Source organism: Pseudomonas sp. CM27, assembly GCF_013179515.1.
Lineage (GTDB): Bacteria > Pseudomonadota > Gammaproteobacteria > Pseudomonadales > Pseudomonadaceae > Aquipseudomonas.
Genome location: NZ_JABMCN010000073.1, coordinates 1 through 19,661 on the forward strand (window position 1 = coordinate 1; position 19,661 = coordinate 19,661).

19 protein-coding genes and 1 pseudogene are annotated in these 19,661 nt (G+C 62.1%); 16 read left to right on the top strand and 4 right to left on the bottom strand.

All coding sequences use genetic code 11. The features are described 5' to 3' along the window. A partial coding sequence (gene clpS / locus HP547_RS11555) for an ATP-dependent Clp protease adapter ClpS (RefSeq protein WP_172286343.1) occupies positions 1-322 on the bottom strand: 322 nt, incomplete at its 3' end. Positions 323-549: 227 nt separating this feature from the next. Between clpS and cspD the strand changes: the two genes are divergently transcribed. Beyond that, positions 550-819, top strand: a complete 270-nt coding sequence (gene cspD, locus HP547_RS11560) for a cold shock domain-containing protein CspD (RefSeq protein WP_172223312.1) — start codon at positions 550-552, stop codon at positions 817-819. 70 nt (positions 820-889) lie between these two features. Here the strand turns inward: cspD and icd are convergent, their stop codons facing one another. Then, positions 890-2,146, bottom strand: coding sequence for an NADP-dependent isocitrate dehydrogenase (icd, locus tag HP547_RS11565; RefSeq protein WP_172223315.1), 1,257 nt, complete (start codon positions 2,144-2,146; stop codon positions 890-892). A 426-nt stretch (positions 2,147-2,572) separates the two neighbouring features. On the opposite strand from icd, the gene HP547_RS11570 reads away from it, so the two are divergent. The 13 genes from HP547_RS11570 to HP547_RS11625 all read left to right on the top strand — a co-directional run bounded on the left by HP547_RS11570 (position 2,573) and on the right by HP547_RS11625 (position 16,836). Continuing rightward, positions 2,573-4,798: an NADP-dependent isocitrate dehydrogenase gene (locus HP547_RS11570; protein ID WP_172223320.1), complete on the top strand. Its 2,226-nt coding sequence runs from the start codon at positions 2,573-2,575 to the stop codon at positions 4,796-4,798. Between the two features lie 129 nt (positions 4,799-4,927). Then, positions 4,928-5,368, top strand: coding sequence for an NUDIX hydrolase (locus tag HP547_RS11575; RefSeq protein WP_172223323.1), 441 nt, complete (start codon positions 4,928-4,930; stop codon positions 5,366-5,368). A gap of 59 nt (positions 5,369-5,427) precedes the next feature. Next, positions 5,428-6,552, top strand: coding sequence for a tRNA 2-thiouridine(34) synthase MnmA (gene mnmA / locus HP547_RS11580; protein WP_172223327.1), 1,125 nt, complete (start codon positions 5,428-5,430; stop codon positions 6,550-6,552). Continuing rightward, entirely contained in the window at positions 6,549-7,175 is a 627-nt protein-coding gene (gene hflD, locus HP547_RS11585; protein WP_172223330.1) for a high frequency lysogenization protein HflD, read from the top strand. Before mnmA ends, hflD begins: the two co-directional genes overlap by 4 nt. Positions 7,176-7,413: 238 nt before the next feature. Beyond that, positions 7,414-8,784 carry an adenylosuccinate lyase gene (purB, locus tag HP547_RS11590; protein ID WP_172223333.1) on the top strand — a complete coding sequence of 457 codons (1,371 nt, stop codon included), beginning with the start codon at positions 7,414-7,416 and terminating at the stop codon, positions 8,782-8,784. Between the two features lie 81 nt (positions 8,785-8,865). Continuing rightward, entirely contained in the window at positions 8,866-10,032 is a 1,167-nt protein-coding gene (locus HP547_RS11595; RefSeq protein ID WP_172223336.1) for a cupin domain-containing protein, read from the top strand. Continuing rightward, positions 10,025-10,453 (top strand): GNAT family N-acetyltransferase, encoded by a 429-nt coding sequence (locus tag HP547_RS11600; RefSeq protein ID WP_172223340.1) that lies wholly within the window; start codon positions 10,025-10,027, stop codon positions 10,451-10,453. Before HP547_RS11595 ends, HP547_RS11600 begins: the two co-directional genes overlap by 8 nt. Positions 10,454-10,681: 228 nt before the next feature. Continuing rightward, complete coding sequence (locus HP547_RS11605; RefSeq protein ID WP_172286351.1) at positions 10,682-12,637, top strand: DNA topoisomerase III; 1,956 nt, start codon at positions 10,682-10,684, stop codon at positions 12,635-12,637. Positions 12,638-12,867: 230 nt separating this feature from the next. Further along, entirely contained in the window at positions 12,868-14,157 is a 1,290-nt protein-coding gene (locus tag HP547_RS11610) for an FAD-binding oxidoreductase (RefSeq protein WP_172286344.1), read from the top strand. 80 nt (positions 14,158-14,237) lie between these two features. Further along, complete coding sequence (locus tag HP547_RS11615) at positions 14,238-15,068, top strand: alpha/beta fold hydrolase (RefSeq protein ID WP_172286345.1); 831 nt, start codon at positions 14,238-14,240, stop codon at positions 15,066-15,068. 133 nt (positions 15,069-15,201) lie between these two features. Continuing rightward, positions 15,202-15,414: an RHS repeat-associated core domain-containing protein gene (locus tag HP547_RS29655; protein ID WP_256676319.1), complete on the top strand. Its 213-nt coding sequence runs from the start codon at positions 15,202-15,204 to the stop codon at positions 15,412-15,414. Beyond that, positions 15,326-15,826, top strand: a complete 501-nt coding sequence (locus HP547_RS11620) for a hypothetical protein (RefSeq protein ID WP_256676320.1) — start codon at positions 15,326-15,328, stop codon at positions 15,824-15,826. The genes HP547_RS29655 and HP547_RS11620 overlap by 89 nt, the downstream gene beginning before the upstream one ends. A gap of 230 nt (positions 15,827-16,056) precedes the next feature. Then, positions 16,057-16,836 (top strand): TSUP family transporter, encoded by a 780-nt coding sequence (locus HP547_RS11625; RefSeq protein WP_172286346.1) that lies wholly within the window; start codon positions 16,057-16,059, stop codon positions 16,834-16,836. On the opposite strand, the gene nudC is transcribed toward HP547_RS11625, so the two are convergent. Further along, positions 16,804-17,634 carry an NAD(+) diphosphatase gene (gene nudC / locus HP547_RS11630; RefSeq protein WP_172223352.1) on the bottom strand — a complete coding sequence of 277 codons (831 nt, stop codon included), beginning with the start codon at positions 17,632-17,634 and terminating at the stop codon, positions 16,804-16,806. The two genes, HP547_RS11625 and nudC, sit on opposite strands and share 33 nt — an antisense overlap. 37 nt (positions 17,635-17,671) lie before the next feature. Further along, positions 17,672-18,484, bottom strand: a complete 813-nt coding sequence (locus HP547_RS11635) for a crotonase/enoyl-CoA hydratase family protein (RefSeq protein ID WP_172286347.1) — start codon at positions 18,482-18,484, stop codon at positions 17,672-17,674. A gap of 172 nt (positions 18,485-18,656) precedes the next feature. Between HP547_RS11635 and HP547_RS11640 the strand changes: the two genes are divergently transcribed. Together HP547_RS11640 and nhaB are read left to right on the top strand one after the other, a co-directional pair. Further along, on the top strand, positions 18,657-19,361 hold the full coding sequence (locus HP547_RS11640; RefSeq protein ID WP_372242888.1) for an RHS repeat-associated core domain-containing protein: 705 nt from the start codon (positions 18,657-18,659) through the stop codon (positions 19,359-19,361). A 97-nt stretch (positions 19,362-19,458) separates the two neighbouring features. After that, positions 19,459-19,661: pseudogene (gene nhaB / locus HP547_RS11645) on the top strand (sodium/proton antiporter); the annotation flags it as partial.

A 19,661-nucleotide genomic window follows, 5' to 3' on the forward strand; every position in this document is an offset into this window, starting at 1 on the left:
TTTCCCTGGCGTATTGGTTGACCTGCATGGCCTTTGTTTCGGCGATGTCACGGGTAAACAATCCGCACACTGCCCGCCCCTCGGTATGGACGGTCAGCATGATCTTGGTCGCCAGCTCGCGGTTCAGACTGAAGAACGTCTCGAGCACTTCGACGACGAAATCCATTGGCGTGTAGTCATCGTTGAACAAAACCACCTTGTACATCGGTGGCGCCTGCAGGATCGGCTTGGCTTCCTGAACCGCCAGACCAGAGCCATCGTCCTCGTTGGATTGAGGGCGATCCTGATTGAATGTTAGTCGAATCTGGCTGTGTGCATGCATGGAAAGAATTTCATCACATCGACAGGTTAAGGTTGTGGGTTGACCCTGCAAACGGCTAATCGTGCGGCCGCCGCATGACCTTGACTATCGGCAAAACGGTGTTACAACCAATAAGAACCCACCGTGGTCGATAAAGATCCGCGCAGTCAACCCGATTTTCGCAGGTTCGTATGCGGATGAAGTGGATGATACTCCAGTGATGGAGTCCTTTGCAGAGGGACATAGGGATGGCAAGCGGTAAAGTCAAGTGGTTCAACAATGCCAAGGGCTACGGATTCATCAATGAAGAGGGCAAACCCGACGACCTGTTCGCCCATTACTCGGCGATCCGGATGGACGGTTACAAAACCCTCAAGGCCGGCCAATCTGTGGTGTTCGACATCATTCAAGGCCCCAAGGGCCTGCATGCCACGGACATCAGGGACGCGTCAGTAGCCGCCGCAGAGGCCGCAGCCAAAACTGCCGGCCACTCCGAGAGCGAAACTGTGCGCGCCTGACCAGCCCGCTTCTGCCGGTATACGAAAAAACCGGCCGCTTCTTTATCGAAGCGGCCGGTTTTGTGTTGCCTTACATATGCTTGATCATTTCATCGCCAAAGCCCGAACTGCCCACCAGCGTGGCGCCGTCCATCAGCCGCTCGAAGTCGTAGGTCACGGTCTTGGCCGCAATCGCGCCATTGGTGCCCTTGATGATCAGGTCGGCGGCTTCGGTCCAGCCCATGTGCCGTAGCATCATCTCTGCCGACAGGATCACCGAACCCGGGTTGACCTTGTCCTGCCCGGCGTACTTGGGCGCGGTGCCGTGGGTGGCTTCGAACATGGCCACGGTGTCGGACAGGTTGGCGCCCGGCGCAATGCCAATGCCGCCCACTTCCGCCGCCAGGGCATCGGACAGGTAGTCACCGTTGAGGTTGAGGGTAGCGATCACGTCGTACTCGGCCGGGCGCAGCAAAATCTGCTGCAGCATGGCGTCGGCAATAGCGTCCTTGACGATGACCTCGCGGCCGGTTTTGGGGTTCTTGAACTTCATCCAGGGGCCGCCGTCGAGCAGTTCGGCACCAAACTCGTCACGTGCCACCTCGTACCCCCAGTCCTTGAAGGCACCTTCGGTGAACTTCATGATATTGCCCTTGTGCACCAGGGTGAGCGACTCGCGGTCGTTGTCCACCACGTATTGCAGGGCCTTGCGCACCAGGCGCTTGGTGCCCTCGAGGGACACCGGCTTGACGCCAATGCCGCAGTCCTGGTCGAAGCGGATCTTGGTGACGCCCATTTCCTCCTTGAGGAACTTGATCACCTTGTTCGCCTCCGGCGAGCCCGCCTTCCACTCGATGCCGGCGTAGATGTCCTCGGAGTTCTCACGGAAGATCACCATGTCGACATCGCCTGGCTTTTTCACCGGGCTGGGCACGCCCTCGAACCACAGCACCGGGCGCAGGCACACGTAAAGGTCGAGCTGCTGACGCAGCGCCACGTTCAGCGAGCGGATGCCGCCGCCGACCGGCGTGGTCAGCGGGCCCTTGATCGACACCACGTAATCGCGCACGGCATCGAGGGTTTCCTGTGGCAGCCAGGTGTCCTGGTCGTACACCTGGGTGGCTTTTTCGCCGGCGTACACTTCCATCCAGGCGATCTTGCGCTTGCCGCCGTAGGCCTTTTGCACAGCGGCGTCGACCACCTTGATCATCACCGGTGAAACATCCACGCCAATCCCGTCGCCTTCGATATAAGGAATGATCGGGTTGTCAGGCACATTGAGCGAATGGTCTGCATTGACGGTGATCTTGGTGCCGTCGGTCGGAACCTTGATTTTCTGGTATCCCATGCTTGCACTACTCCGCTTTCGGGTGTGATTGGACATCCTGCAATCCAATCAGCCTAAACCACATCTGCCGACCTGCAAGGCATGCGACAACCCGCCACATTGCGGCTACGTCTTTGGTCTTATAAATGGGCCGATATCACTTGGCCTTGCTGATTAGCCCGAATGGTTTGGTATACTCCGCCGCGACCGTAGGGTCATCGGGGCGAATCCCAGGAAAATGCGGACCGCCCTCGGCCAGGAAAGGAGACCGAGCCTGGCCACTCAGCCTGGGCTGTTACCGCAGCTCGGCACTTGACGCTCGACTGATGCATCCACCATCACCGCTCGCAGCCTCTCGACTTTCCGCTCATGGCGTTGCCAGGGCGATGCGCCTACCCTGCGCAGCACGAGACTCGAGCAAGCTCAGCACACAGAGAGTTAACCCGCATGCCCACCCGTTCCAAGATCATCTATACCTTCACCGACGAAGCCCCCGCCCTCGCCACCTACTCGCTGCTGCCGATCGTCGAAGCCTTCACCGCCTCGGCTGACATCGCCGTCGAAACTCGCGACATCTCCCTGGCTGGCCGCATCCTCGCCGCCTTCCCGGAGCAACTGGGCGCAGAGAAGCAAGTAGGCGATCACCTGGCGGAACTGGGTCAGCTGGCTACCACCCCTGAAGCCAACATCATCAAGCTGCCCAACATCAGCGCCTCGGTACCGCAGCTCAAGGCCGCGATCAAGGAGCTGCAGGGCAAGGGCTTCAACATCCCCGACTACGCCGACGAGCCGGCCACTGCGGACGAAAAAGAGTCCCGTGCCCGCTACGACCGCATCAAGGGTTCGGCCGTGAACCCGGTGCTGCGCGAAGGCAACTCCGACCGCCGCGCACCGCTGTCGGTGAAGAACTACGCCCGCAAGCACCCGCACAAGATGGGCGCCTGGGCCGCCGACTCCAAATCGCACGTTGCCCACATGACCCAGGGCGACTTCTACGGCAGCGAGAAAGCCGCGCTGATCGACGCTGACGACAGCCTGCGCATCGAGCTGGTCGGCAAAGACGGCAGCACCACCGTGCTGAAAGAAAAAACCGCGGTCAAGGCTGCCGAAATCATTGACTGCGCCACCATGAGCCGCAAGGCCCTGAAAGCCTTCATCGCCGAGCAGATCGCCGATGCCAAGGCCGCTGGCGTACTGCTGTCGGTGCACCTGAAAGCCACCATGATGAAGGTCTCCGACCCGATCATGTTCGGCGTCATCGTCGAAGAATTCTATAACGATGTGCTGGCCAAGCACGCCGCCGCGCTGGCCCAGGTAGGCTTCAACGCCAACAACGGCATCGGCGACCTGTACGCCCGCATCAAGGACCTGCCAGCCGCCCAGCAGGCCGAGATCGAAGCCGATATCCAGGCCCTGTATGCCGAGCGCCCGGCGCTGGCCATGGTCAACTCCGACAAGGGCATCACCAACCTGCACGTGCCAAGCGACGTTATCGTCGACGCCTCGATGCCGGCCATGATCCGTGACTCGGGCAAGATGTGGAACACCGCCGGCGAACTGCAAGACGCCAAGGCCGTGATCCCGGACCGCTGCTACGCCGGCATCTACCAGGCCACCATCGAAGACTGCAAGGCCAACGGCGCATTCGACCCGACCACCATGGGCAGCGTGCCGAACGTTGGCCTGATGGCGCAAAAGGCCGAAGAGTACGGTTCCCACGACAAGACCTTCCAGATCAAGGCCGACGGCGTCGTGCGCGTGGTCGATGGCAAGGGCAAGGTGGTGCTGGAGCAGCACGTCGAAGCCGGTGACATCTTCCGCATGTGCCAGACCAAGGACGCGCCGATCCAGGACTGGGTCAAGCTGGCCGTCAACCGCGCCCGCCTGAGCAGCACCCCTGCGGTGTTCTGGCTGGACCCGGCCCGCGCCCACGACGGCGTGATGATCGAGAAGGTACAAAAGTACCTGAAGGATCACGACACCGCTGGCCTAGACATCCGCGTACTGCCTCCGGTTGAAGCCATCAAGTTCTCCCTGGCCCGCATCCGCGAAGGCAAGGACACCATCTCGGTGACCGGCAACGTGCTGCGCGACTACCTGACCGACCTGTTCCCGATCATGGAACTGGGCACCAGCGCCAAGATGCTGTCGATCGTGCCGCTGATGAACGGCGGTGGCCTGTTCGAAACCGGCGCCGGCGGTTCGGCACCGAAGCACGTACAGCAGCTGGTGGAAGAGAACTTCCTGCGCTGGGACTCGCTGGGTGAATTCCTGGCCCTGGCCGCTTCCCTGGAGCACCTGGGCAACACCTACGACAACCCGCGCGCCAAAGTGCTGGCCGACACCCTGGACCAGGCAACCGGCAAGTTCCTGGACACCAACAAGTCGCCTTCGCGCAAAGTCGGTGGTATCGACAACCGCGGCAGCCACTTCTACCTGACCCTGTACTGGGCCCAGGCCCTGGCTGCACAGAGCGACGACGCTGCCCTGCAGGCACGCTTCGCGCCACTGGCCAAGACCCTGAGCGAGAACGAGGAGACCATCGTCGCCGAGCTCAACGCTGTCCAGGGCAAGCCGGTCGACATCGGTGGCTACTACGCCCCGGATGCCGAGCTGACCGCCAAGGTGATGCGCCCAAGCCAGACCCTGAACAGCGCCATTGCTGCCCTGTAAGGTTCGCTTGAAGTAAACCCGCAAACCCCGGCCACGCACCGGGGTTTGTGCTTTCTGGATAAATGATATCTAGCGGCCAACCTGAAACCCGCTCCCACAGGGTCCGATCAGGCCGTTACGGAGCTATCAATGACCTGGCAACCCCACATCACCGTCGCCACCATCGTCGAACACGAAGGCAGGTTCCTCTTCGTCGAAGAATTCAAAGCGGGCCAACACGTCTTCAACCAACCCGCCGGCCACCTGGAGCCCTTTGAGACCCTGCCCCAGGCCGCCCTGCGCGAAACCCTCGAAGAAACCGCCTGGGAAGTCGAGCTCATCGGCCTGGTCGGCATCTACCTCTACACCGCCCCCAGCAATGGCGTCACCTACCAGCGCATCTGCTTCGCCGCCCGCCCCGTGCGCCACCACCAGGACCTGGCCCTGGACAGCGACATCGTCCGCGCCGTGTGGCTGACCCGTGACGAACTGCTGGCCGACCCCGCCCGCTGGCGCAGCGAGCTGGTACCACGCTGCCTCGACGACTACCTCAACGGCCCATTGCACAGCCTGGACCTGCTACGCGACTGACGCCGCGCTGCGGGTTTGATAGAATCGGCGTTTTTCCCCTTTGATACACACCGGTACCCATGACCAGCCCAGCACTCAAAGACCCCGCCAAGACCCGCGTCATCGTCGGCATGTCCGGCGGCGTGGACTCTTCCGTCTCCGCCCTTCTGCTCATGGAACAGGGCTACCAGGTGGAAGGGCTGTTCATGAAGAACTGGGAAGAAGACGACGGCACCGAATACTGCACCGCCCGTGAAGACCTGGCCGACGCCCAGGCCGTGTGCGACCGCATCGGCATCAAGCTGCACACCGCCAACTTCGCCGCCGAGTACTGGGACCACGTGTTCGAGCACTTCCTTGAAGAGTACAAGGCCGGCCGCACGCCCAACCCGGACATCCTCTGCAACCGCGAAATCAAGTTCAAGGCGTTTCTCGACTACGCCCTGTCGCTGGGTGCCGACCTGATCGCCACCGGCCACTACGTACGCCGCCGCGACACCGGTGACCTCACCGAACTGCTCAAGGGCCTGGACCCGAACAAGGACCAGAGCTATTTCCTGCATGCCGTCGGTGGCACGGAAATCGCCCGCACGCTGTTCCCGGTCGGCGAGCTGGAAAAGCCCGAAGTGCGCGCCATTGCCGAAAAACACGGCCTGGCCACTGCCAAGAAGAAGGATTCCACCGGTATCTGCTTCATTGGCGAACGCCGCTTCAGCGACTTCCTCAAGCAGTACCTGCCGGCGCAGCCGGGTGAAATCCAGACCACCGACGGTGAAGTGATCGGCCGCCACCATGGCTTGATGTACCACACCATCGGCCAGCGTCAGGGCCTGGGCATCGGTGGCCTGAAGGACGCTGGCGACGAGCCGTGGTACGTGCTGCACAAGGACCTGGAGCGCAACGTGCTGGTGGTCGGCCAGGGCAACGAACACCCTTGGCTGTTCTCCCGCGCCCTGCTCGCTTCGGACATTTTCTGGGTCAACCCGATCGACCTAGGCAGCCCGCGCCAGCTCACGGCCAAGGTGCGCTATCGCCAGAGCGACCAGCAGTGCACGCTGGAGCGCACCGCCAGCGGCTACCGCGCCGTGTTCGTCGAGCCGCAGCGCGCCGTTACCCCAGGCCAGTCGGTGGTGTTCTACGATGGCGAGGTGTGCCTGGGCGGCGGCGTCATCGAAACCGCCGAACCATGGAGCCCGCACGCATGAGCAACCTGCAGGAGCAGCTGATTGCGTTGGGTGGCGTATTCCAGGCCGCCGTGCTGGTCGACCGCATCGCCCGCACCGGCCAGGCGAGCGAGGCCAACATCGGCTGCATGCTGGGCAGCCTGCTGGTGCGTGACCCCAAGGACACCCTGGAGGTGTTCGGCGGTGACGACCTGAACCTGCGCGACGGCTACCGCGCCCTGGTCGGCGCCCTGGAGCGCGACCCCAACAGCCTGCAACGCGAACCACTGCGCTATGCGCTGTCGATGCTGGGCCTGGAGCGCCAGCTGAACAAGCGTGGCGACCTGCTCGACACCATCGGCAACCGCCTGCCGCAAATCCAGTCCCAGGCCGAGCATTTTGGCCTGGTTCACGAAAACGTCATCGCTTCCAGCGGAGCCTTGTACCAGGACACCCTCAGCACCTTGCGCCAGCGCATCCAGGTGCATGGCGACATGCGTTTCCTGCAACAGCCCAACAACGCCTCGAAAATCCGCGCCCTGCTGCTGGCCGGTATCCGCGCCGCGCGCCTGTGGCGCCAGCTGGGCGGCCATCGCTGGCAACTGGTGTTCAGCCGGCGCAAGCTGCTCAACGAACTGTACGACATGATGCGCAGCCCCTCCTGACTGGGGGTTGACAGTTCCGGCCTCATCGCCGGCAAGCCAGCTCCCACAGGGTTTGCACTGTGCTCAAGGCCTGCGCAGTAACCTGTGGGAGCTGGCTTGCCGGCGATGAGGCCAGAACAGGCAATGCACAAAGCCGCACCTGATCCATGGCCAGACCTTTGGTCAGCCACCCGACTCGGGCGCAAATTTCATGTATGATATGCGCCCTTCCAAAAGCCTGACTGTCCGAGAACACCCCATGCAGCTTTCTTCGCTCACTGCGGTTTCCCCTGTAGACGGCCGTTATGCCGGCAAAACCCAGGCCTTGCGCCCCATTTTCAGCGAATTCGGCCTGATCCGTTTCCGCGCCCTGGTCGAAGTGCGCTGGCTGCAGCGCCTGGCCGCCCACCCGCAGATCGGCGAAGTGCCGGCGTTTTCCGCCGAAGCCAACGCCCTGCTGGACAGCCTGGCTAGCGATTTCAAGCTGGAACACGCCGAGCGTGTCAAGGAAATCGAGCGCACCACCAACCACGACGTCAAGGCAATCGAATACCTGCTCAAGGAGCAGGCTGCCAAGCTGCCAGAGCTGGCCAACGTCAGCGAGTTCATCCATTTTGCCTGCACCAGCGAGGACATCAACAACCTGTCCCACGCCCTGATGCTGCGCGCCGGCCGTGACGACGTGCTGCTGCCGCTGATGCGCCAGATCGCCGACGCCATCCGCGCCCTGGCCCACGCCCACGCCGATGTGCCAATGCTGTCGCGCACCCACGGCCAGCCGGCTTCGCCGACCACCCTGGGTAAAGAGCTGGCCAACGTCGTGTACCGCCTGGAGCGCCAGATCGCCCAGGCCGCCGCCGTGCCGCTGCTGGGCAAGATCAATGGCGCCGTGGGCAACTACAACGCCCACCTCTCCGCCTACTCGCAGATCGACTGGGAAGAAAACGCCCGCGCCTTCATCGAAGACGAACTGGGCCTGCAGTTCAACCCGTACACCACCCAGATCGAGCCGCACGACTACATCGCCGAGCTGTTCGACGCCATCGCCCGCTTCAACACCATCCTGATCGATTTCGACCGTGACGTGTGGGGCTACATCTCGCTGGGCTACTTCAAGCAGAAGACCGTCGCGGGCGAAATCGGCTCGTCGACCATGCCGCACAAGGTCAACCCGATCGACTTCGAAAACTCCGAAGGCAACCTGGGTATCGCCAACGCGCTGTTCCAGCACCTGGCCAGCAAGCTGCCAATCTCGCGCTGGCAGCGCGACCTCACCGACTCCACCGTGCTGCGCAACCTGGGCGTGGGCTTTGCCCACAGCATCATCGCCTATGAAGCCAGCCTGAAAGGCATCGGCAAGCTGGAAGTCAACCACGCCCGCATCGCTGCTGACCTGGACGCCTGCTGGGAAGTGCTGGCCGAGCCGATCCAGACCGTAATGCGCCGCTTCAACATCGAGAACCCCTACGAGAAGCTCAAGGAGCTGACCCGTGGCAAGGGCATCACCCCTGAAGCGCTGCTGACCTTCATCGATGGCCTGGACATGCCAGCCGAAGCCAAGGCCGAGCTCAAGCAGCTGACCCCCGCTACCTACATCGGTAACGCGGCAGCCCAGGCCAAGCGCATCTAAGCCGACCGTCGCGTGCAACGCCCGGCCTGGCCGGGCGTTTTTATTCCCGGACGAAAATTACGTTTTTTCAATAGGTTGAACATGAATCCTGATACTCCACTGCAGCTGCTCGGCGGCATCTCGGCCCGCGAATTCATGCGCGACTACTGGCAGAAGAAGCCGCTGCTGGTGCGCCAGGCCTTCCCGGACTTCATCAGCCCGATCGACCCCGACGAACTGGCCGGCCTGGCCCTGGAAGAAGAAGTCGAGTCGCGCATCGTGCTCGAACATGGCGCACACCCGTGGGAGCTGCGCCGCGGCCCGTTCAGCGAAGAAACCTTCGCCGAGCTGCCGGAAAAGGACTGGACCCTGCTGGTGCAGGCCGTCGACCAGTTCGTCCCGGAAGTCGCCGAGCTGCTGGAAAACTTCCGCTTCCTGCCCAGCTGGCGCATCGACGATGTGATGATCAGTTTCGCCACCCCTGGCGGCAGCGTCGGCCCGCACTTCGACAACTACGACGTGTTCCTGCTGCAGGGCCACGGCCAGCGCAACTGGAAGATCGGCCAGATGTGCAGCAGCGACAGCCCGCTGCTGGAACACGCCGACCTGCGTATCCTCGCCGACTTCGAACAGAGCGGCGAGTGGACCCTGGAGCCCGGGGACATGCTGTACCTGCCGCCGCGCCTGGCCCACTACGGCGTGGCCGTGGACGACTGCCTGACCTACTCGGTTGGCTTCCGTGCCCCAAGCGCCGCCGAAGTGCTGACCCACTTCACCGACTTCCTCGGCCAGTTCCTGCCTGACGAAGAGCGCTACAGCGACGCCGACGCCCAGCCGGTCGCCGACCCGCACCAGATCCAGCACGACGCCCTCGACCGTCTGAAGGCGCTGCTCGACAAGCACATGGGCGACAAGGACCTGCTGCTGACCTGGTTCGGCCAGTTCATGACCGAGCCGCGTTACCCGGAGCAGGTTGCAGGCGAAGAGCTGAGCGAAGAAGAGCTGGTCAAAGCCCTCGAGGATGGCGCCATCCTGATCCGCAACCCAAGCGCGCGCATGGCCTGGTCCGAGCTCAACGACGATCTGATGCTGTTCGCCAGCGGCCGCAGCTGCCCGCTGCCAGGTAAACTGCGCGAGCTGCTGAAGCTGGTGTGCGCGGCCGATGCGCTGCACATCGAAAACCTGGCAGAGTGGCTGGAAGACGAAGATGGCCTTATGCTGGTACAGCAACTGGTCAAACAAGGAAGTCTGGGATTCGCCGATGAATAAGATTCATGTGCGCCTTGCCGATTGGCACAAGGACAATGCCGATATCCGTCGCATTCGTGAAGCGGTGTTCGTCGCCGAACAGCACATCCCGCCAGAGCTGGAGTTCGACTCGGAAGACAACGACGCACTGCACTTCCTGGCCCTGGAAGGCGACTACCCGATCGGTACTGCCCGCCTGCTGGCGGACGGCACCATCGGCCGCATTTCAGTGCTGAAGGACTGGCGCGGGCTGAAGGTGGGTGATGCACTGATGAACGCGGTAATCGCCGAAGCGCAGAACCGCGACCTGAAGCAGCAGACGCTCAGTGCACAGGTGCACGCCACGCCGTTCTACGAGCGCCTGGGCTTTCGCGTGGTCAGCGAGGAATTCCTCGAAGCCGGCATCCCGCATGTGGACATGGTGCGCGACTCACGCGTCTGATCCATAACCTGTACTGGCCTCTTCGCGGGTAAACCCGCTCCCACAGGTACCCCACAGCCCCCAAATGCTGTGCGGTCCCTGTGGGAGCGGGTTCACCCGCGAAAGGGCCGGCACACGCGACAGACATTCCTGCTGACAAAACCTGTACATCCATCCAGATAAAACTTGCCTCCGCGCCCCCGCTTGCGCATCCTAGTGCCCATCACCCCCGATGAAGCGTTCCCGGCCATGCGCCTGTTCCTCTGCGAAAAACCCTCCCAGGCAAAAGACATCGCCAAAGTGCTCGGCGCCACCCGCAAGGGCGACGGCTGTTGGCAAGGTACCGACGTCTGCGTCACCTGGTGCATCGGCCACCTGCTGGAAACCGCCCCGCCCGACAGCTACGACGAACGCTACAAGCGCTGGAACCTGGCCGACCTGCCCATCATCCCGGACACGTGGAAGATGCTGGTCAAGCCCAAGACCGCCAGCCAGTTCAAGGCGGTCAAGCGCCTGCTCGGCGAAGCACGGGAGCTGGTGATTGCCACCGACGCCGACCGCGAAGGCGAGATGATCGCCCGCGAGCTGGTCGAGCATTGCCGCTACCGTGGCCCGGTGCAACGCCTGTGGCTGTCGGCACTGGACGACGCGTCCATCCGCAAGGCCCTGGCCCGCCTGCTGCCAGGTCACGAAACCTTCAACCTGTACCATTCGGCGCTGGGCCGCTCGCGGGCCGACTGGCTGATCGGCATGAACATGAGCCGCCTGTTCACCTTGCTGGGCCGGCAATCCGGCTACCAGGGCGTACTGCCGGTGGGCCGGGTGCAAACACCCACCTTGCGCCTGGTGGTCGACCGCGACCGCAGCATCGCCGATTTCGTGCCGGTGCCGTTCTGGGCCATCGATGTTCAACTCGAACACGCTGGCCAGCGGTTCAACGCCCAATGGCGTGCTCCTGAGGATGCTTGCGACGATCAGGGCCGCTGCCTGAAGCAGGGTCTGGCACAACAGGCCGCTGCAGACATCGGCAATGCCGGCACGGCCCGGGCGGTAAAAGTGGCCACCGAGCGCGTGCGCGAAGCCGCACCGCTGCCCTTCGACCTGGGCACCCTGCAGGAGCTGTGCTCGAAAAAGTTCGGCCTTGGCGCCCAGGAAACCCTCGACATCGCCCAGGCCCTGTACGAAACCCACAAACTGATCACCTACCCGCGCAGCGACTGCGGCTACCTGCCCCAGAGCCAGCACGCCGAAGCACCGGCCATTCTTGCCGCGCTGCAACGGGCCGATGCCAGCCTGGCACCACTACAGCCCCACCTGGAGCCGCAGCGCCGTTCGCGGGCGTGGAACGACGCCAAGGTCAGCGCCCACCACGGCATCATCCCCACCGCCGCCGCCAGCGACCCGTCGCGCCTGCCGGCCAAGCACAAGGCGGTGTACACCCTGATACGCGCCCGTTACCTGGCGCAGTTCCTGCCCAACCATGAGTACGACCGCACCCAGGCCGACTTCGACTGCGCCGGCCATGCCCTGCGCGCGGTGGGCAAGCAGATCGTCGAACCGGGCTGGCGCCGTGCGCTGCCTGAAGCGCTGACCCCGGCCAAGGGCCGCGAAGCACCGCCTGCGCAGGTGCTGCCAACGCTGCGCGAAGGCCAGGACTGCAGCGTGCAGGGCCTGCAACTGAAGGACCTGTGGACCCAGCCACCCAAGCCGTTTACCGAAGGTGACCTGATCAAGGCCATGAAGAACGTGGCCAAGTTGGTGGACGATCCACGGCTGAAGCAGAAGCTCAAGGAAACTACCGGCATCGGCACCGAGGCCACCCGTGCCAGCATCATCCAGGGCCTGCTCGACCGCGGTTACCTGGTCAAGAACGGCAAGGCACTGGCGGCCACACCCGCAGCCTTCAGCCTGATCGATGCCGTACCCCGCGCCATTGCCGACCCGGGCACCACCGCAGTTTGGGAGCAGGCGCTGGACATGGTGCAGAGCGGCGAGATGAGCCTGGAAGAGTTCGTAGCCCGGCAGTCGGCGTGGATGGGCAAACTGGTGGAGCGCTGCAGCGGCATGCGCATGATCATCAGCGGGCCGGCGGCGGGGGCTGCGCCGCCGTGGAAAAAAAAGCGCCGTAGCGGCGGGAAAGGTAAGACGACAGGCGCGAAGACTGCGAGCAAGCCGCGTCAACCTCGGAAAAAGGCGGCAACCTGAGGCGGTTGCACTGTCGCCCCCTCTCGCCGGCAAGCCAGCTCCCACAGGCCCTGCACATAATTCGAGAACTGTGGCGATCTTGTGGGAGCTGGCTTCCCGGCGATAGGGCCAGATCAGGCATTACATAACATCCAGGCAAACCACAAACCTTGCCCACCCCATTGGCATCATGAAATTTACCTGCTAAGTTTTCATGAAAATAACCACAATAATTTTCATGAGGCCATTGCATGTTCAAGCAGTCTGCCCAGCATATAGCCAGCTACTACGCCCAGACCTACCCCGCCAGCATCCCCCTGCGCCCCACCCTGCAAGGCACCCACGACACCGACGTGCTGATCATCGGCGCTGGCTTCAGCGGGCTGCACACGGCCTTGCGCCTGACCCAGGCCGGCAAGCGCGTGACACTGCTCGAGGCCAGCCGCGTGGCCTGGGCCGCGTCCGGCCGCAACGGTGGCCAGGCCCTGCTGGGTTGGTCGTGCGACATGCCCCCGCTGGAGAAGGCCCTGGGCCTCGAACGAACCCAGCGCCTGTGGGCGAGCATGTGCTGGGCCGCCGAGGAGCTGCGCGAGCTGCCCGGGAGGCATGGTTTCGATATCGATTACCGGCTGGGCAGCCTGTGGACCGCCGTGCTGCCGCGGCGGGTGAAACTGCTTGAAGAAGCCCTGCACGATGCTGAACGCAAATGGGGTTACGACGCCCTGCGCCTGATCGGCCGCGACGAGCTGCCGCAATGGATCGACAGCCCGCGCTATCAGGCGGCGCTATACGACGCGAAAGGCGCGCACCTTAATCCGCTGAAACTGGCCCAAGGGCTGGCCGGCACCCTTGAAGCCGCTGGCGGGCGCATCTACGAACAGAGCCAGGTGCTCAGCTACCAGCAGGCCGGCGACGGCTATGTTGCCCGCACCGATCACGGCGACGTACGCAGCCAGGTATTGGTGCTGGCCTGCAACGCCTACATCGACCGCCTGGACCGCAGCTTGTCTCGCCGGCTGTTGCCGGTCGGTTCATACCAGGTGGCCACCGCACCACTGAACCCCGACTTCGCCCGCTCGCTTCTGCCGCGCAACAGCTGCGTGATCGACAACCAGTTCGTGCCCGATTACTTCCGCCTCACCCCGGACAATCGCTTGCTGTTTGGGGGTGGCTGCACCTACCTGGGCGGCATTCCGAAGGATGTCGCCAACGCCACCCGCCCTTACCTTGAGCGGGTGTTCCCGCAACTGGCCGGGGTGGCCATCGACTATGCCTGGGGCGGCCATATCGATTGCAGCATCCAGCGCACGCCAGATGTCGGCTGCGCGGGCCAGCGCTACTGGTTGCAGGGCTTCTCCGGCCACGGCGTACTGCCTACCCTGGCCGCGGCGCGCGCGGTCAGCGATGCCATTCTGGGTGACGACGACCTGCTGAGGCTGTACCAAGGCATCGACAATGGCCGCTTCCCCGGCGGCGACCTGCTGGCGGCTCCGCTGGAAGCCGCCGCCAAAGCCTGGTACCGGATGCGCGACCGCGTCTGATCGACAACTCCCCGATACCCAGCAAAATCCCTCCTATTCTCAATAGCTCCCTTCGCTCCCTGCATCCAGGAGATACGACCATGAGCTATGTAACCACGAAGGACGCCGTACAGATCTTCTACAAGGACTGGGGCCCGCGCGACGCGCCGGTCATCCACTTCCACCACGGCTGGCCGCTGAGCGCCGACGACTGGGACGCGCAGATGCTGTTCTTCCTCGCCAAGGGTTACCGCGTAGTCGCACACGACCGCCGTGGCCATGGCCGCTCTAGCCAGGTATGGGACGGGCACGACATGGACCACTACGCCGACGACGTGGCGGCCGTGGTCGAGGAGTTGGGCATCCAGGGCGCCGTGCATGTCGGCCACTCGACCGGTGGCGGCGAAGTGGTGCGCTACATGGCCCGCCATCCTGGCGACAAGGTGGCTAAGGCGGTACTGATTGCCGCCGTCCCCCCGCTGATGGTGCAAACACCCGGCAACCCCGGCGGCCTGCCCAAGTCGGTGTTCGACGGATTCCAGGAGCAGGTAGCAAGCAACCGTGCGCAGTTTTACCGGGATGTGCCGGCCGGGCCGTTCTACGGCTATAACCGCCCCGGTGTCGAAGCCAGCGACGGCATCATCGGCAACTGGTGGCGCCAGGGCATGATCGGCAGCGCCAAGGCCCATTACGATGGCATCGTGGCGTTTTCCCAGACCGACTTCACCGAGGACCTGAAGGGCATCCAGCAGCCCGTACTGGTCATGCATGGCGACGATGACCAGATCGTGCCCTATGAAAATTCCGGACCGCTGTCGGCAAAACTGTTGCCCAATGGCACGTTGAAAACCTACAAGGGCTACCCGCACGGCATGCCGACTACTCATGCTGATGTGATCAATGCGGATTTGCTGGCGTTTATCAGAAACTGAGCATTATTTGAGCCGGTTGCTTGGAGCCTTGGTTTGCCAGCGACCGGCCGCGCTGCTCCTGGCAGTTCTGCCAGTTGTGGGTTAGCGGAGTCTGCTTGAGGATACGCCCACTGCTCGAGACTACAGGCTGATCATGTCGCGGACCACAAACAGATTCGCTTACACGTCCTACGGATACCACAATTCGGCACTCACTTCGGCCTGCACGCTTGGCTTTGCAGGCCAGCGCCTGGACGCTCTAATAAACGGCTATCCCCTTGGCAATGGATACCGAATATTCAGCCCGGCGCTGGCACGCTTCTTGTCCCCTGACAGCTTTCAGCCCATTTGGCGAAAACATACGTAATGCATACGCCTATTGCATAGGCGACCCGATAAACTCTTACGACCCCTCAGGGCATGTCCCGATATTTAGAACCAAGGCCTACTATCGCACCAAGGCCACAAGGGCCCTCAATGAAGACCCTAACTTGAAGAAGCAATACGGGGATATCCTGGAGGCCGACAGCGCTCGCAAAAAACATTACAAAGCAATCTACAGAATTTATAAACTTGAAAAGTCCAGTAGAGCATATGAAGCAACGCACATTGAGGAACTCCAGCGCGGGGATTACGGCATCGACGTCCAGACAGCGCTCTACGAGAGAGCAAGCAGACGGCCTACATCGGACAGTGGCGACTTCCCCTTGGCAGCTTCCATGGATTCAGAAGATGCATTGAAGTACCACGACAAACAGAGAAGAATTGAAAAATATTAGCTAGACTTGAAGAATTTGAAAGAGATTTGCATTCCGCCCAATTAGCAGCCATTGAGATTAGAAATCAGTCTTAATATTTCAACTGGTTCTACAACGAGTATGGCGGTGTGAGGCTGGTCTTGGATCGACTGCAGACATCGACGACTTACAAGCTCAGGCACTCCGTATTATCATTGCACCACTCCTCGCGGTCATTTGCCGCAGCCTGCCCTTCAGCTTGAAAGCCTCCCATGCCCTTCGAACTCACCGTAGAACCCCTAACCCTCCTGATCCTGGCCCTGGTCGCCTTCGTCGCCGGTTTCATCGATGCCATCGCCGGTGGCGGCGGCCTGCTCACCACCCCGGCGCTGCTCACCGCCGGCATGCCGCCGCACCTGGTACTGGGCACCAACAAGCTAAGTTCCACCTTCGGCTCGGCCACTGCCGGTTTCACCTACTACAAACGCAAACTCTTCCACCCGGCGCAATGGCGCCCGGCGCTGTTCGCCACCCTGGTCGGCGCACTGATCGGCGCTGTAGTAGCCCACTACATGCCAGCCGAATGGCTGAACAAGATGCTACCGGTGATCGTCTTCGCCTGTGGCATCTACCTGCTGTTTGGCGGCACGCCCAAGGCACCGCTGGATGCCGATGCACCCATCAAGAAAAAGTGGCAAATGCCGCAGGGCTTCACCCTGGGCTTCTACGACGGCGTGGCCGGTCCGGGTACCGGGGCGTTCTGGACGGTCAGCACCTTGCTGCTGTACCCCATCGATCTGGTGCGGGCCAGCGGTGTGGCACGCAGCATGAACTTCGTCAGCAACATCGCGGCGCTGACGGTGTTCATCATTTCCGGGCAAGTCGATTACGTGGTTGGCCTGTGCATGGGCCTGTCGGTGATGGTCGGCGCCTTCTTCGGCGCACGCACGGCGATCAGCGGCGGCAGCAAGTTCATCCGCCCGGTGTTCATCACCGTGGTGCTGGGGCTGACCGTGCGCCTAGCGTGGCAGCACTGGTTCGGGCAGGCCTAAGCGGCGAGCGACATAGAGGTCAATGAGGTATCGGGCAATCGAGCGCCCGGCCGGCAACGGCGGCAGGTCGTGGACGCTGAACCACTGGGCGTCCTCGATTTCGTCCGGCTGCATGACAATGTCGCCGCCCGCGTACTCGGCATGGAAACCCAGCATCATCGAGTGCGGGAACGGCCAGCATTGGCTGCCGACGTACTGGATGTTCTGCACCTCCACCGCCACTTCTTCCCGCACTTCACGCACCAGGCAGTCCTCGGCCGACTCGCCCGGTTCGGCAAAGCCGGCCAGGGTGCTGTATACCCCGGTGACGAAACGCGGCGAACGCGCCAGCAGAATCTGGTCGCCACGGGTGACCAGTACGATCATGCTCGGCGAGATGCGCGGGTAGCTGCGCAGGTCACAGGGCTTGCAGTACATCGCCCGCTCCCAACGGATTTGCGTCATCGCCTGGCCACAGCTGCCGCAGAAGCGGTGCTCGCGGGCCCAGGTGCCGATCTGTGCGGCATAGCCCAGCACTTTGTAGATGTCGAAGTCGCCTTCCAGCATGAACGCGCGCAGGCCGCGCCAGCTGCAGCCCGGTACCTGGGTGGCACTGCGCAGTTCCAGCAGGAACAGCGGCTGGCCGTCGAAGTGGCCGATACCGTGCTCGCACAGCACGTCAAGGTCCTGGCGCTTGAGCCATTCACGGGGGAACAGCGCGCCGTTGTCGTCCAGCAAAAACCCTTCCGGGCTGCGGGCCACGGCCAGCCCCCCGGTAATCTGCGGGTCGAGTACTGCGGTAGTCCAGCGTGCTGACATGTCGGGGGGTTCCTTGACTGCGCGTCCCCCGGCCCGATCAGTCGGCGAACGTCGGTTTCTGTTTGCTCATGTGTGCCGCCACGGCCACGCGCAGGTCTTCGGACTGCAGCATCGCGGCGTTCCAGGTAGCGACGTAGTCCAGGCCATCGTCGATGCGGTGGTCGCGCATGTAGCTGAGCATTTCCTTGGTGCCGGCCACGGCGATCGGTGATTTTGCGGCAATCTCGCGGGCGATGGCAAAGACCCCGTCGAGCAATGCGGCCTGATCATCATAGACCCGGTTGACCAGGCCTATGCGCAGCGCCTCGTCGGCCTCGACGCTGCGCCCGGTGAAAGCCAGCTCACGCATCATGCCGTCACCGATGATACGTGGCAAACGTTGCAGTGTGCCGACATCTGCAGCCATGCCCATGTCGATTTCCTTGATCGAGAACTGCGCATCACGGCTGCAGTAGCGCATGTCGCAGGCCGAGACCAGGTCGATGGCGCCGCCGATGCAGTAGCCCTGCACCGCCGCCAGTACCGGCTTGCGGCATTTGTCCACGGCCGTGAACGACGCCTGCAGGCGCTGGATGGTCTTGCGCAGGAAGCGTGCATTGCGCCCTACGTCCTTGCCCATCTGCCCGGCCAGCGAGGCCAGCATCATCAGGTCGATACCGGCGGAAAAATGCTTGCCAGCACCACTGATCACCACCACGCGCACGGCGTCGGTGTCGTCCACCCACTGGAAAATTTCGATGATCTCTTCCCAGAAGGCCGCGTTCATCGCGTTGACCTTCTCCGGGCGGTTGATCTGGACGTGGGCGATGTTGTCGGTCAGTTCGACCTTGAATGCGCTGTATTCGGTCACGGGCGGCACTCCTGGGGCTGAAGGATTCATAGCGCCGGACTATAACCCACTACAGTGACGCTTCTTGCGCCAAAAGCAGGACCACAGCGCCCCCACCTGACATTTGTGCCAGTAGCTGTCCTAAACGATGCGGCAGATACTGGCAATACCCCCACCGCACAGGACCACTACAGTGACAAAATCAATTTATAACGCCTTTGAATGGCTAGCATTTACTCCCTATGGATATAGCGCCTTACTTCTTTCCGAACTCGGCTTCAGCGGCGAATACCGCAACACCCTCGGACTGTATGTTTTGGGCAAGGGTTATCGACACTACTTGCCGTCACTGGCGCGCTTTATGGGTCCAGATACGCTCAGCCCTTTCTACGAGGGCGGGTTAAACGCTTATGCATACTGCCAGGGTGACCCCATAAATCATACGGACCCTTCAGGCCACTATATCAAGAGGATATACAACCACCTTTCTGGAAAGTATAACGCAGGCACATTGAAACGTAAGCTGGAAAAGCTCGACAGGCCCAATGCGACCGACCTTACATCACCATTATCGAAGGATAACACCTTCAGCAAACGTGAATTCAAACACTTGGAAAACCACCTGATTGATACAAGCACCTTTTCAAGCAAGCTAGAAAAAAACATGACAGTTAATATCCAGAGAGACGAACTAAAATCAGCAAGCCCTCTAAACAAAAAAGACAGGCAGGCCGCCATACTGAAGAACGCGGTAAACGCAAACAAACTTGAGACACGCAAGTCGCGCGCGGACACACATCTTAGTACTCTCCGACAGTTTCAGTCTGTCATTGTAGAAGGCAAGAACCGGTTTGCGTCGCCGAAACTCATACGAGACCCAGCTAGCCTGAGCAACTGACCAACATGGCAAGCGAATATGTTTCACAGAGATGTCTTGCCTTGTATCCACCGATCCGGCACCGTGCGCCATTGTCGAATCATAAGGAAACATATTCATGACCCGCTCCCTGCCCAGGGCCCTTGCCCATGGTTTTCTGGGCCAGTCGCCGCTTTGGTACAAGGCGGTTATCTGCCTGTTCCTGCTGCTCAACCCACTGCTGCTGGTCAGCGTTGGCCCGGTTGCCGCTGGCTGGGCATTGGTGCTCGAGTTCATTTTTACTTTGGGCATGGCCCTGAAGTGCTACCCGCTAATGCCGGG

Excerpts from the sequence above, each read along its gene's own strand:
- cspD (WP_172223312.1), top strand. The coding sequence starts at position 550 with ATGGCAAGCGGTAAAGTCAAGTGGTTCAACAATGCCAAGGGCTACGGA.
- icd (WP_172223315.1), bottom strand. The coding sequence starts at position 2,146 with ATGGGATACCAGAAAATCAAGGTTCCGACCGACGGCACCAAGATCACC.
- HP547_RS11570 (WP_172223320.1), top strand. The coding sequence starts at position 2,573 with ATGCCCACCCGTTCCAAGATCATCTATACCTTCACCGACGAAGCCCCC.
- HP547_RS11575 (WP_172223323.1), top strand. The coding sequence starts at position 4,928 with ATGACCTGGCAACCCCACATCACCGTCGCCACCATCGTCGAACACGAA.
- mnmA (WP_172223327.1), top strand. The coding sequence starts at position 5,428 with ATGACCAGCCCAGCACTCAAAGACCCCGCCAAGACCCGCGTCATCGTC.
- hflD (WP_172223330.1), top strand. The coding sequence starts at position 6,549 with ATGAGCAACCTGCAGGAGCAGCTGATTGCGTTGGGTGGCGTATTCCAG.
- purB (WP_172223333.1), top strand. The coding sequence starts at position 7,414 with ATGCAGCTTTCTTCGCTCACTGCGGTTTCCCCTGTAGACGGCCGTTAT.
- HP547_RS11595 (WP_172223336.1), top strand. The coding sequence starts at position 8,866 with ATGAATCCTGATACTCCACTGCAGCTGCTCGGCGGCATCTCGGCCCGC.
- HP547_RS11600 (WP_172223340.1), top strand. The coding sequence starts at position 10,025 with ATGAATAAGATTCATGTGCGCCTTGCCGATTGGCACAAGGACAATGCC.
- HP547_RS11605 (WP_172286351.1), top strand. The coding sequence starts at position 10,682 with ATGCGCCTGTTCCTCTGCGAAAAACCCTCCCAGGCAAAAGACATCGCC.
- HP547_RS11610 (WP_172286344.1), top strand. The coding sequence starts at position 12,868 with ATGTTCAAGCAGTCTGCCCAGCATATAGCCAGCTACTACGCCCAGACC.
- HP547_RS11615 (WP_172286345.1), top strand. The coding sequence starts at position 14,238 with ATGAGCTATGTAACCACGAAGGACGCCGTACAGATCTTCTACAAGGAC.
- HP547_RS29655 (WP_256676319.1), top strand. The coding sequence starts at position 15,202 with ATGTCGCGGACCACAAACAGATTCGCTTACACGTCCTACGGATACCAC.
- HP547_RS11625 (WP_172286346.1), top strand. The coding sequence starts at position 16,057 with ATGCCCTTCGAACTCACCGTAGAACCCCTAACCCTCCTGATCCTGGCC.
- nudC (WP_172223352.1), bottom strand. The coding sequence starts at position 17,634 with ATGTCAGCACGCTGGACTACCGCAGTACTCGACCCGCAGATTACCGGG.